This is a genomic window from Microbacterium yannicii PS01, from assembly GCF_000304335.1.
Lineage (GTDB): Bacteria > Actinomycetota > Actinomycetes > Actinomycetales > Microbacteriaceae > Microbacterium > Microbacterium yannicii_A.
The window spans coordinates 1-12179 of record NZ_CAJF01000052.1 but is presented as its reverse complement, the minus strand read 5'-3'; the positions used below and the strand labels follow the sequence as shown (position 1 = coordinate 12179).

Annotated in this window: 11 protein-coding genes; 3 read left to right on the top strand and 8 right to left on the bottom strand. The window is 72.5% G+C overall.

The features are described 5' to 3' along the window. The 3 genes from WYM_RS18395 to ypfJ form a co-directional block, all read right to left on the bottom strand. The coding region (locus WYM_RS18395; protein WP_019182316.1) for a DEAD/DEAH box helicase at positions 1-1162 on the bottom strand (1162 nt) is incomplete at its 3' end. A gap of 223 nt (positions 1163-1385) precedes the next feature. Further along, positions 1386-2360 carry a prolyl aminopeptidase gene (gene pip / locus WYM_RS18390; RefSeq protein ID WP_019182315.1) on the bottom strand — a complete coding sequence of 325 codons (975 nt, stop codon included), beginning with the start codon at positions 2358-2360 and terminating at the stop codon, positions 1386-1388. Then, positions 2357-3235 carry a KPN_02809 family neutral zinc metallopeptidase gene (gene ypfJ, locus WYM_RS18385; RefSeq protein ID WP_019182314.1) on the bottom strand — a complete coding sequence of 293 codons (879 nt, stop codon included), beginning with the start codon at positions 3233-3235 and terminating at the stop codon, positions 2357-2359. Before ypfJ ends, pip begins: the two co-directional genes overlap by 4 nt. A gap of 92 nt (positions 3236-3327) precedes the next feature. On the opposite strand from ypfJ, the gene WYM_RS18380 reads away from it, so the two are divergent. The 3 genes from WYM_RS18380 (at position 3328) to WYM_RS18370 (ending at position 6760) form a co-directional block, all read left to right on the top strand. Further along, positions 3328-4350: a malate dehydrogenase gene (locus WYM_RS18380; protein ID WP_019182313.1), complete on the top strand. Its 1023-nt coding sequence runs from the start codon at positions 3328-3330 to the stop codon at positions 4348-4350. A gap of 6 nt (positions 4351-4356) precedes the next feature. Continuing rightward, positions 4357-6201: a cation:proton antiporter gene (locus tag WYM_RS18375; RefSeq protein WP_019182312.1), complete on the top strand. Its 1845-nt coding sequence runs from the start codon at positions 4357-4359 to the stop codon at positions 6199-6201. An 82-nt stretch (positions 6202-6283) separates the two neighbouring features. Continuing rightward, the gene (locus tag WYM_RS18370) at positions 6284-6760 is read left to right on the top strand and encodes a recombinase family protein (protein WP_019182311.1); all 477 of its coding nucleotides are present in this window, start codon (positions 6284-6286) and stop codon (positions 6758-6760) included. Between the two features lie 68 nt (positions 6761-6828). On the opposite strand, the gene WYM_RS18365 is transcribed toward WYM_RS18370, so the two are convergent. The 5 genes from WYM_RS18365 to WYM_RS18345 form a co-directional block, all read right to left on the bottom strand. After that, positions 6829-7551: a hypothetical protein gene (locus WYM_RS18365; protein WP_157525357.1), complete on the bottom strand. Its 723-nt coding sequence runs from the start codon at positions 7549-7551 to the stop codon at positions 6829-6831. Beyond that, on the bottom strand, positions 7548-9239 hold the full coding sequence (locus WYM_RS18360) for a serine/threonine-protein kinase (protein WP_019182309.1): 1692 nt from the start codon (positions 9237-9239) through the stop codon (positions 7548-7550). The genes WYM_RS18365 and WYM_RS18360 overlap by 4 nt, the downstream gene beginning before the upstream one ends. Further along, positions 9236-10744 (bottom strand): FHA domain-containing protein, encoded by a 1509-nt coding sequence (locus WYM_RS18355; protein ID WP_019182308.1) that lies wholly within the window; start codon positions 10742-10744, stop codon positions 9236-9238. The genes WYM_RS18360 and WYM_RS18355 overlap by 4 nt, the downstream gene beginning before the upstream one ends. Then, a complete protein-coding gene (locus tag WYM_RS18350) occupies positions 10745-11590 on the bottom strand; it encodes a PP2C family protein-serine/threonine phosphatase (RefSeq protein ID WP_026059926.1) in 846 nt (281 codons plus the stop codon). Further along, a partial coding sequence (locus WYM_RS18345) for an FHA domain-containing protein (RefSeq protein ID WP_019182306.1) occupies positions 11590-12179 on the bottom strand: 590 nt, incomplete at its 5' end. The genes WYM_RS18350 and WYM_RS18345, both read right to left, overlap by 1 nt.

Sequence of the window (12179 nt, the reverse complement as noted above, 5' to 3'; positions counted from 1 at the left end):
GCCCGACGAGCTCGGCGACCTCACGCGACTCGGGAGTCACGGCGACGGGCTTGACCGAGATGGCCGCCTTGCGCAGCAGCTGCGAGACGTCCTTCTCCTGGCCGGGGATCACGAGGGTGACCACGGCGCCCTCGGCGCCCGCGCGGGCCGTGCGGCCTGAACGGTGCAGGTACGCCTTGTGCTCAGTGGGCGGGTCGACGTGGATGACGAGCTCGACGTCGTCGACGTGCACGCCGCGCGCCGCGACATCCGTCGCCACGAGCACGCGAGCCGCGCCCGACGAGAACGCCGCCAGGTTGCGGTCGCGCTGCGGCTGCGACAGGTTGCCGTGCAGGTCGACCGCGGGGATGCCCTGCGAGGTCAGCTGCTTGGCCAGCTTCTTGGCCTGGTGCTTGGTGCGCATGAACAGGATGCGGCGTCCCATGCCCGAAGCGAGCCTCTTGACGACGTCCTTCTTGGTCTCGGCGTCCATCGTGAAGACGTGGTGGGTCATCGCGGCGACGGGCGAGTTCGCCTCGTCGACGGAGTGCAGCACCTCGTTCTGCAGGAAGCGGTTCACCAGCTTGTCCACGCCGTTGTCGAGGGTGGCGCTGAAGAGCAGGCGCTGCCCGCCCGACGGCGTGGCGTTGAGGATGCGGGTGACGCCGGGCAGGAAGCCGAGGTCGGCCATGTGGTCGGCCTCGTCGATCACGGTGATCTCGATCGCGTCCAGGTGCACGTAGCCCTGCTTCATGAGGTCTTCCAGGCGGCCGGGGCACGCGACGATGATGTCGACGCCGGCGTTCAGCGCCTGCACCTGGCGGTTCTGGTTCACGCCGCCGAAGATCGTGGTGGTCGTCAGGCCGTAGGCCTTGGCCAGCGGCGCGAGCACCGCGTCGATCTGCGTGGCGAGCTCGCGCGTGGGCGCGAGGACCAGACCGAGCGGGCGGCCCTTGCGGCGGTTGCCGCCGGCGAGCTTCGTGCCCAGGCGCGCGGCCATCGGGATGGAGAAGGCGAGGGTCTTGCCCGAGCCGGTCTTGCCGCGGCCGAGGACGTCGCGGCCGGCGAGGGTGTCGGGGAGCGTGTCGATCTGGATCGGGAACGCGGTGGTCTTGCCGTCGGCCGCGAGCGCGTCGACGAGGGGCTGCGGCACGCCGAGCGCGCCGAAAGTGACATCAGTCATGAAGGGTTGTTCTCTGGGCACGTCGGTGCCCCATCGGTGGCCGGGGCGGATTTCGCCCACGGGTCGCCGTACGAAAGTCATCACCGGCATCGCACTTCGAAGGGAAGGCGGCGGCGGGAGGGGAAGCGTTCTACGACGCAAGAAGCGCATCAGAGCGCTGCAAGTCCTCCCATCCTATCAAAGGACGGCTGGGCGTTCGTCGTGCGGCTCACGCGAGGACGGTTCAGGATGCCGCGAACCGGTCCGTCGCGGCGCGCAAGGCGGCCGCGATCCCCGGTTCGGACGCCGCGTGCGAGGCATCCGGCACCATCGTGAACTCGGCCTCCGGCCACGCCCGGTGCAGGTCCCACGCGGTCATCGGCGGCGTGCACGTGTCGTAGCGACCCTGGACGATCACAGCGGGAATGTGCCGGATCGCGTCCACCCCGGCGATGAGCTGCCCCTCGTCGAACCAGCCGCCGTTGAGGAAGTAGTGGTTCTCGATGCGGGCGAACGCCACGGCCGCCCGGGGTTCGGTCATCGCCTCGATGAGCTCGGGGTCGCGCAGGAGCGTGAGCGACGAAGCCTCCCACCGCGACCACGCGATCGCGACCGGGGTGTGCACTTCGGGATCGGGATCGGAGAGCCGCCGGTGGTACGCCTCGATGAGCCGGGCGCGCTCGAGCACCGGGATCGGGGCGAGGAACTCCTCCCACAGGTCGGGCAGCATCGCCGAGGCGCCGCCCTCGTAGAACCACTCCAGCTCGTGGCGGCGCAGCGTGAAGATGCCGCGCAGCACCAGCTCGCTCACCGCGGCAGGGTGCGCCTGCGCGTAGGCCAGCGCCAGCGCGCTCCCCCAGGAGCCGCCGAAGACCTGCCACTTGTCGATGCCGAGGTTCTTGCGCAGCAGTTCGACATCGGCCACGAGGTGCCATGTCGTGTTGTGGCGCAGGTCCGCATCGGGCTCGCCGGCATGCGGCGTCGAGCGCCCGCAGCCGCGCTGGTCGAGCAGCACGATGCGGTAGACCTCGGGGTTGAAGAAGCGCCGGTGCCAGGGCGAGGTGCCGGCGCCCGGACCGCCGTGGAGGAACACCACCGGCTTGCCGTCCGGGTTGCCGCTCTGCTCGAAGTAGAGGCGGTTGCCTTCACCGGCGATCAGCTCGCCGGTCTCGTACGGTTCGATCGGGGGATAGAGGATGTCGTCGAGATGCTCGTTCACAGGCTGCCCCCGGGAACGGCGAACGTGTCGCACGCGCCCGTGCCTTGCTGATATCCGGTCTCGAACCAGCGCTGCCGCTGCTCGCTCGAGCCGTGGGTCCAGGACTCCGGGTTGACCGCGCCCCCGGACTCCCGCTGGATGTGGTCGTCGCCCACCGTCTGCGCGGCGTTGATCGCGTCGGCGATCTGCTGCTGCGTCGGCGCCTGCAGGTACGGCACGCCGTTCTCGTCGACCTGCTCGGTCATGTCGCCGACCCAGGCACCCGCGAAGCAGTCCGCCTGCAGCTCCATGCGCACGCCGTTGCTGTCGGGTCCCGTCCCGTTGTTCGGGTACTCCTCCATGTAGCCGGCGATGTTCTGCACGTGGTGCCCGTACTCATGGGCCAGCACGTAGAGCTGAGCGAGCGGTCCCGCGGTCGCGTCGAAGCGCTCGCGAAGAAGGGAGAAGAACGTGGGGTCGACGTAGACGGTCTGCTCGGGCGGGCAGTAGAAGGGACCGGTCTGATTCGACGCGGTGCCGCACTGCGTGCCGGTCGAGCCGTCGACGATGATGAGCTGCGGCTGGCGGTAGCCCTCCATCTCGCTCTGCCAGTACTGGTCGAGAGCGAGCTGGCCGGCTGCGAGCCGGCAGTCGTCGCGCGTGTTCGCGTCGGCGCCGGTCTGGCAGTTCTCGATGACCGACTCCCCGCCGCCGGTCTCTCCGCCGCCTTGCGAGATGCCCGGCACGATGGACGAGATGTCTGTGCCCGTGAACAGCTGGAACAGCAGCACGGCGATGGCGCCGAGGCCGGCGATACCGCCGCCGGCGACCGCCGCGCCTCGTCCGCGTCGCCGTGCCGAACTCCCCCCGACACTGGCGTTCTCATTGAACGTCATGCAGTCACGGTACCCTCCGCACCCCGCAGGGTCACGTTCCGACAGGCCCGACGCCCCCGGCTTGACTGCGGCGAGAGGAATAGGCTCTGCCTATGGCCAGCGAACCCACGACGGTGACCATCACGGGTGCGGGCGGGCAGATCGGCTACGCGCTGCTGTTCCGCATCGCGGCCGGCGACATGCTCGGGCCCGACCGCCCGGTGCGGCTGCGCCTCCTCGAGATCCCACAGGGGATGCGCGCCGCTGAGGGTGCCGCGCTCGAGCTGCAGGACGGCGCGTTCCCGCTGCTGCGTGACGTCGACGTGACCGACGACCCGTTGACCGCGTTCGACGGCACGAGCATCGCGCTCCTCGTCGGAGCACGCCCGCGCGGACCGGGCATGGAGCGCGCCGACCTCCTGGCGGCCAACGCCGGCATCTTCGGACCGCAGGGAGCGGCGATCGGAGCGGTCGCCGCCGACGACGTGCGAGCGGTCGTGGTCGGCAATCCCGCCAACACGAACGCGCTCATCGCCGCGGCATCCGCTGATCCGTCCCTCCCCGCCGACCGCTTCTCCGCCCTCACGCGACTGGATCACAACCGCGCCGTGGGGCAGCTGGCCGCTGCCCTGGAGGTCAGTCCCGGCGACATCGCGGACGTGATCATCTGGGGCAACCACTCCGCGACCCAGTTCCCCGACGTCGCGCACGGGATCCTGGCCGACGGCCGGTCGCTGCTCGAAGCTCTCGCGGAGCGCCTAGGCGGCAGCGAAGCCGCGTCGGCCTGGCTCGACGACGCCTTCATCCCGCGGGTGGCCAAGCGAGGCGCCGAGATCATCGAGGTGCGCGGCTCGTCGTCGGTCGCCTCCGCCGCCAATGCCGCCATCGATCATGTGCGCGACGAGCAGCTCGGCACCCGCCGCGGCTGGACGTCGGCCGCCGTGGTCTCTCGCGGCGAGTACGGCGTGCCGGAGGGGCTCGTGTGCTCGTTCCCGGTGATCTCGCGCGGCGACGGCGAGGGGTATCGCATCGTCGAGGGCCTCGACCTCGACGACCGCGCGCGGCGACTGCTGGACGCCTCTGTGGCCGAGCTCGCCGCCGAGCGCGACGCGGTTCGCGCCCTCGGAGTGCTGTAGCCGCGCATGGAACTGCTCATCCTCCTGATCGGCGCCATCGTGGTGATCGCGCTTGCGACCGCGGTCGCGCCGAAGGTGGGCATCGCGGGACCTCTCGTGCTGCTGCTGATCGGCGGTGTGGTCAGTCTGCTGCCCTTCGTCGAGGTGCCCGAGATCGACCCCGAATGGATCCTCGTCGGGGTCTTGCCGCCCCTGCTGTACTCCGCGGCCGTGGCGCTGCCGGCGATCGAGTTCCGGCGCGATTTCGGTCCTATCGCCGGCCTGTCGTTCGTTCTGGTGATCCTGAGCTCGGTCGCACTCGCGTTCTTCTTCCTGGCCGTGATCCCCGGCATCCATCCCGCGATCGCGGTCGCGCTCGGCGCGATCCTCAGCCCGACGGATGCCGTGGCCACATCGATCGTGAAACGCCTCGGCGTCTCGCGCCGCGTCGTCACGATGCTCGAGGGCGAGAGCCTGCTCAACGACGCCACCGCCCTGGTGCTGCTGCGCACGATGATCGCGGCGGCCGCCGTGGGAACCACCGGACTCGCCGGCGACGAGCGGCTCGGGCTCGGATTCCTCCCCGCCTTCGCGTGGGGCGTGCTGGTCGCCGTCGTGGTCGGCGCGCTCGTCGGATACCTCAACCTGCGGCTGCGCGCCCTCATCGGGCATTCGGCGGCGACCACCGCCGTCGGGTTCGTCGTCCCCTTCGTCGCCTACCTGCCCACCGAGGAGCTCGGCGGGTCGGGCCTGGTCGCCGCCGTCGTGGCCGGGATCGTCACCGGCCAGGGCGCGGCCCGCTGGTTCACCCCCGAGCAGCGGATGTCGGACGAGCACAACTGGCGCACGGTCGAGCTGGTCCTCGAAGGCGCGGTGTTCCTCGTGATGGGCCTCGAGCTCTCGGCGATCGTCGCCGAGAACATCGAGGACCACAACGGGCTCGGCACCGGGCTCGGCATCGCCGCGGGGGCGCTCGCGATCGTCCTCGGCGTGCGCGCCGCCTACGTGTCGGTGCTGGTGTGGGCGCAGGCACGGAGGGCACGGGGCCGGCAGCGTGAGCGGCTCGAGGCGATCAGCGCCACCATCGATGCGATGGCCACGGGTGACGCGAACCCCGCGCTGCCGCAGACCGGGGCTGCGGCATCTGATCCCCCGACGGGTCGCGCCGCACGCCGCCTCGCGGGCCGGCGACGACGGCTCGAGCTGAGGACGCAGCAGGCACCGGATCCAGACGACCCGCGAACGCAGCGCCGCCTCGCCTCGATGCGGCACCGGGTCGGCAGGGCGCTGGGCGACCTGAACTACTACCAGGCCTCGCCGCTCGACTTCCGGCACGGCGCCATCATCGTCTGGGCGGGCATGCGCGGCGTGGTCACGCTCGCGGCCGCACAGACCCTGCCCCGCGATGAGACGGACGACCGCGCACTGCTGGTGTTCATCGCCTTCGCGGTCGCCGCGGGCAGCCTCATGCTGCAGGGCTTCACCCTGCCGTGGCTGGTGCGGCTGCTGCGGATCGACCGGTCCGATGCCGATCACCTCGACCACGCCGAGCAGACGGCACTCGACGAGGAACTGCGGGATGCCGCGGTCTCCGCCCTCTCGGAGGCCACACTGCGGCGGCGCGACGGATCGCCCTTCCCCGCCGAGGTCCTGCAGCGGGTCGAGGAGCGGTACCTCGAACCGCCCGACGACGAGGTGACCGCGTCGGTGAACGGCCTGCTCGAGCTTCGCCTGGCGATGATCGCCGCGATGCGCGTGCGGCTCAACGAGCTGTCGTCGGGCGGCGGCTACAGCACGCCCGCGTTGCGTCACGCACTGGCCGAGCTCGACGCCGACCAGCTGAGCCTCGAGCTGCGGCTCGGCGACGACTGACGGGTGTCCGCCGGCACACGAGCGGGCGATCTCGGGAGAGAATGGGTTCGGGGAGCACGGACGCAGCGAAGGGGCGGCTGACATGAGCGAGGCAACGCAGGTCACGACCACCGCGATGGCGGGGGACGAGGCCTCCGCCGACACCAGCCCGCTGCACCTGCCGCACCCGGCGGCCGAGTGCCCGAAGTGCTTCACCGAGATGCAGCAGGACCGCAACTGGTGGCGCGCCCGTCCCGTCGGCTCGCGCCTGGTCGGACTCGTGATCTCGCGCGACGACATGCCGTCGGTCGTCGAGCAGCGCGACGACCTCTCGCGCTTCGGCGTGCCGATCGACGGGTTCCGGCACCCGGCACCCGAGACGCTCGAGTCGTGGGAGGAGCGCCTGGTCCGCCTGTTCGGCACCCTGCGCCGCGGCGACGTGCTCGTGGTCGCGAACGTGCACGCTCTGGGCCGTGACATCGACGAGGAGACCCGCACGGTCGCTGAACTGCACCGGCGGGGCGTCGTGGTGAAGGTCGTCAGCCACGGCGGCCGGCACCTCTACGACGCCGGGCGCTGACCCTTCGACAGGCTCAGGGACCGTGGAGCTTCCGGGCTCAGGGACCGCCCTTCGACAAGCTCAGGGGGTCAGGCGTTGTCGTCGTTGTGCTCCTGGTCGAGCAGCGGCAGGTCCTCGCGGGTGACGAGCCGCGCGGCCATGGCGTGCTCGACCAGCCGCACCCGACGGTTGGTGGCGTAGGAGCGCACTCCGCCGCGCATGCCAGGCACGCCGATGCGGTCGAGCTTGTCGCACACGTTGTCGAGCTTGCGGTTGAAGCGCGTCAGCGTCCACCCGAGGCGCTCCGCGGCCTGGGCCGACGTCGGCAGCTCACTCATCCCGGTGCCCTCCCGGCGCAGCACCGGCTCGGCGAGCGCGAGGATCATGAGCCGCTGGCTGTGGGTGAGCGGCACGTCGCCGATCGTGCTCAGGCCGTCGTCGTTCTCCGACTCGGGCTGCGTGTCACGGAACGTCGGCTCGGCCGCGTGGATCGTCAGCTCGTACGTCGTCGGACCGGCGCTGAAGATGACCGAGGTCGACGCGAACACCAGCGGCAGCCGGGCGCCGGGCGCGAGCCACGCCTGCACGCGTCCGCCCGAGTCGGTGACGGTCGCCGACAGCCGGGTGCCGACATTGGACAGCAGCCACAGACCGTCGACGTTCTGGATCGTCAGGAAGTTGCGGTGCAGGAAGAGGTTGTCGTCGATCGCCAGATCGCCTTCGCGGCCGACGGAGAACACCGTCCCCGGCTCGACCGCGAACTCCTCGCCGGCGAACTCGACGGTGAGCTCGTCGGCCGTCCGCGTGGTCACGGCGTGCACCCCCGGACGGTGTCGGACGAGCTGCCGTTCTGGCGCACCAGCACCAGGTCGATGCAGGTCTGGCCGCCCGCCGTCGCCGGGACCGTCACCTCGGCCTCGGTGACCGGCGTGAGGTCGGGCTCGGTGTCGGCGAGGGCGACGACGCCGTACAGGTACCGGTCGCCCTCCTGCGGGTCGGGATTGGTCCAGGTGAACCGGACGCCGCCGTCGACCGGGGCGCCCGTGATCGCCTCCGGCGCGGGCACGATCGCCGAGATCGGATCCTGCGGCTTCGACGTCTCGCCGGCGACCGGCGTCTTCTGGGGTGTGCCCCCGAGCATTCCCGGCAGCGAGACGCCCACGATGATCGCGACGATGATGAGCGCCGCCGCGCCGAGCCCGATCCACAGCCGGAGACGGCGGGGAGGAGCGGGAGCGGCCTGCTCCGCGGGGGGACCTGCCGGCTCGGGCGCGAACGCCGGCGCGCGGAGGATCGTCTGGTCCGCGGCATCCGTCATCTCCGCCGGCGCGTTCATCGGCGACGCCGCGGGCGCGACCTGTGGCGTGCCCCGGAGCACCGTCTCGAACTCGGCGGGATCCGAGGCCGAGGTGTCGACTCCGGGTCCGCCGCCGGCCGGCACCGTGCCGGTCGTGCCCCATCCCGCAGTCGGTGCCGTCGGGGCGAAAGCGCCTCCGGCGCCGCTCGGCGCGGTCTTCGCCGACGGGCGCGTGAGGCCGGCGGCGGGGTTGGTCTCGGGGCTGATGCTGACGACGCCGCGCACGCGCGTCAGGCCGTCGTCTTCGTCCTGCTCGACGTCCTCGGGCACGTGGTCATCGAGGATGTCGATGGCCGTGACGGAGTGCGAGAGCTCGATCTGAACGGTCTGGAGGGCCCGGGCGAAGGCCAGCGCGCTCTCGTAGCGGTCGGCCGACGGCTTCGCCATCGCGCGCTCGAGGGCCCGCTGCAGCGACGCCGGCACGTCCGCGCGGCCGAGCGAGGGGAGAGGCACCGTCTCGATGCGGTGGATCAGCTCGGCGGCGCTGTTTCGCTGGCCGGCGATCTCGAACGGCGAATGACCGGCCAGCAGGGTGTAGACGGTCGCCCCGAGCGCGTAGACGTCGGACCGCGGGTCGCTGCGGGGCACGTCGGCGAAGGACTCCGGCGGCGACCACGGGATCGACAGGCCGGCCGATTCGGCCGCCGCGCTCGTGGTCGACGCGATGCCGAAGTCGGTGAGGGCGGGCCGGTTGTACTCGGTGACGAGGATGTTCGCCGGCTTGATGTCGCGGTGCAGCACGCCCGCGCGGTGCGCGGTCTCGACCGCCGCTGCGACCTGCACGCCGACGCGCAGCGACTCGGCGATCGAGAACGGCTCGCGCCGGTACCGCACCTGCAGGTTCGGCTTGGGGCAGTACTCCATCACGAGGTACGGGCGCCCGTCGCGCGCGACGCCGGCCTGGTAGATCGTGACGATCGCGGGGTGGGTGGACAGCATCGCCATGACGTTGGCCTCGGCGGTGAACTCCTCGACCGATCCGCTGGACATGCGGTCGGTGAGCAGCACCTTCACCGCGACCCGGCGCTTGGGCAGCTGCTGCTCGTACAGGTACACGTCGGCGAATCCGCCCGACCCGAGCACATCGACGTAGGTGAACCCGGGAAGGTCGGGCGGCGCCATGGGCGCGCGCTTGGTGCTCACGACACCGCCTCGATCGCGACGGTGATCCCGTCGCCGAGGTCGAGCACATCGCCGGGCACTACCACGGTGCCTTCGCCGGGGTGCAGCCGCATCGGCTCGCTTCCGGCGCGCAGGAGGGTGGTGCCGTTCGTGGTGCGCAGATCGGTCGCGACGATGCTCTCGCCCTCGGCCCGCAGCTCGACGTGGCTGCGCGAGATGTCCTGCTGGGGGCTGTCGACCGCCACGAGATGCGGAAGGTCCGTGCCCGACACGCGGGTGGACCGCGGTCGCCGGCCGATGACGATCGTCCGGTCCAGCGTGACCACCTGGCCGGTCGAGAGCCGGACCCGGCCCGGCGCGGGCGGCCGCGGCGGGGCGAGGGGCGACGTGATCGGCGAGGCCGTGCCGGGGCCTGCCGGGCGGGTCGAGGACGGGCCCGTCGACGGGTCGGTGCCGCCGCGCAGCGCGCGTGCCTGAGCGAGCGAGATGGTCTCGCCGTCGTGGTCGCCCGCGATCTCGGGCGCCGCCGGTGCGCCCGCCGTGTCGTTTCCGCCGCGCACGACGGTCGCCGCCCACGGCTCTTCGGCGTCGTCCGGATTCCCGGCGAGCGGACTGGCTGAGCCGGCGCCAGACCCGCCCTCGCCCGGGTGGTCTCCACCCCGGTCGGTGTGGCCGGCGATCGTGGAATCGGCGGGCAGGAGCGTCTCGGTGAGCGAGAGCACGGCGTTCGAGTCGATGAGCATCGGGGCGGGCGCAGCGGCGGGGACGGATGCCGCCGCCGAGCCCACCGGGGGTGTCGCGGCCCTCGGAACCGCGGCATCAGGTATCGCCGGTGCGGGCGCCGATGAGGGCTCGGGCTCCGTGGGCTCGAGCTCCGCGGGCTTGGGCTCCGTGGGCTCGGAACGCTCGTCGGCGGCCTCGACGGCGGGCTCGGGATCGACGGCGGACTCGTCCTCGGCGGCCGCGGCGGGCTCCTCGGCCGGCGGCGCCGGCTCGACCTCGAGCGTGGCCGGGGGCGCGGACTCACCGGGCACGACGGCGGCGGCAGGGCCCACGGCTCCCGTCGACGGGCGCGGGGCCGCGGCATCCCGTTCCACGACGTCCCACTCGACGACGGCGGCGAGCACGACCGCGTCGATCGCCGGCAGCTCGGCCGGGAGCGCGTCGGCGGTGGCGAAGGTGACGCGCGTCGCCCCCGGCACGAGGCGCTCGGTCCAGGTCGTGACGCCGGCGCCCGACACCCGCTCGGGAGCGGTCGCATCGACGTCGAAGGCGATGTCGCCGCGGGCGGCGATCCGTACCGCGCCGCCGCCGTCGGCGAGCGCGACGCCGAACGGGGGGATGGCCGTCAGCGATGTGCCGTAGGCGCCGGTGAGGGCCTCGATCACGCCGCCGAGGCCGCGGCCGTCGGCGACGAGGGCGCGGATGCGGGCCGCGAGGGTGTGCGGCGTCTCGGGATCGAGGACCACGAACCCGCGCGGCGTGACGGCTACCGGGGTCTCACCCGGTGCGTACAGCGTCGGCATTCAGAATCCTCCTGAGGCGATCGCCCGCGGGAGCGTGTCACCGTCGATCTCGTCGACAGGGGCGCCCGCCGGAACCGTATCACTCTCCCACGAACCGCTGCCACGCGTGCGCACCGCGATCGCGTCCACCACGATGGCCGTGATGTTGTCGCGCCCGCCCCGCACCATCGCCTCGTGGACGAGGCGCGTCGCCGCCGCCTGCGGCTCGGTCTCGGCGAGGAGGATCGCGTGCAGTGCGTCGTGCTCGAGCTCGCCCGACAGCCCGTCGGAGCAGACCAGGATGCGGTCGCCGGCCTCCGCCGGCAGCAGCCAGTAGTCCGGTTCGCCGTCGCTGCCGGCGCCGATCGCCCGCGTGATGACGTTGCGGCGCGCATCGCGCTGGGCCGCGTGCGCCTCGAGCTCGCCGCTGTCGATGAGCTCCTGCACGACGGAGTGATCGACGCTGATCTGCTCGAACTCTCCGCCGCTCAGGCGGTAGGTGCGCGAGTCTCCGAGGTTGACGGTGAGCCAGTAGCCCTCCCCGTCGACGTCGGCGATCACGACGCCGGCAAGCGTGGTGCCGGCGCCGGCACCCTGACCGGTGGGCAGCGCGACGACCCGGCGGCGCGCCGCCGCCACCGCGGCGTGCACCTCGTCGATCGTGAGGCTGGACCGGCCCGCGAGCCGGGCGAACTCGTCGACGACGGTGGCGCTGGCGATCTCGCCGGCGTGATGGCCGCCCATGCCGTCGGCCACCAGGAACAGCGGCGCGTCGGCGATGAACGAGTCCTCGTTGATGCGGCGGCGCAGGCCCGGATCGGTCGCCGCCCCGACGACCACCGTGATCGGTCCGCTCTCGGGGCTCATCACGCCTCGCCCACGGCCGCGGTGCGGTCGCCGAACTCGAGGCGGTCGCCGGTGCGCAGGCTCGTCGGCAGTCCGGGCACGAGCGGGATCCGGCTCCCGTCGCGCACCAGGACGGTGCCGTTCGTCGAGTGGCGGTCGACGATCCACGCGCCGTCGGCGTCGCCGCCGACCTCGAAGTGCGTCTTCGACAGCGAGAGGGTCTCGTCGCGCACCGGGATCGCCACCGCGCCGGCGGTGGCCGCGGGGTTCCGCCCGTACAGGGTGCGGCCGTAGACCGCCATGCGCGTGCCGTCGTCCCACGTCAGCACCGCCAGGACGGGCGCCTCGGGGTACAGCGCCGCGCGCTGCGCGGGCGGCGGGACGGCCGCGGTGAGCCGGGTGGCGTCGATGTCCTCGGGAACGCCGTGGTCGCCGGCGAAGGCGACGGTCGCCGGCGCGGTGGTCGATGCCGGCGCGGTGGCGGTCGCCGTGACAGTCGCCGTGGCCGAGCGGACGGCGGGGGCGGATGCCGGAGCCGGCGTCCGAGCGAGCGCCTGCGGGCCGAGCGGTTCGGTGGTCGTCGCCGCGGGAAGCGGCAGCGTCATGCCCC

Coding starts and splice junctions, on each gene's coding strand:
- WYM_RS18350 (WP_026059926.1), bottom strand. CDS start 11,590: ATGAGCCCCGAGAGCGGACCGATCACGGTGGTCGTCGGGGCGGCGACC.
- WYM_RS18370 (WP_019182311.1), top strand. CDS start 6,284: ATGAGCGAGGCAACGCAGGTCACGACCACCGCGATGGCGGGGGACGAG.
- WYM_RS18380 (WP_019182313.1), top strand. CDS start 3,328: ATGGCCAGCGAACCCACGACGGTGACCATCACGGGTGCGGGCGGGCAG.
- WYM_RS18355 (WP_019182308.1), bottom strand. CDS start 10,744: ATGCCGACGCTGTACGCACCGGGTGAGACCCCGGTAGCCGTCACGCCG.
- WYM_RS18375 (WP_019182312.1), top strand. CDS start 4,357: ATGGAACTGCTCATCCTCCTGATCGGCGCCATCGTGGTGATCGCGCTT.
- ypfJ (WP_019182314.1), bottom strand. CDS start 3,235: ATGACGTTCAATGAGAACGCCAGTGTCGGGGGGAGTTCGGCACGGCGA.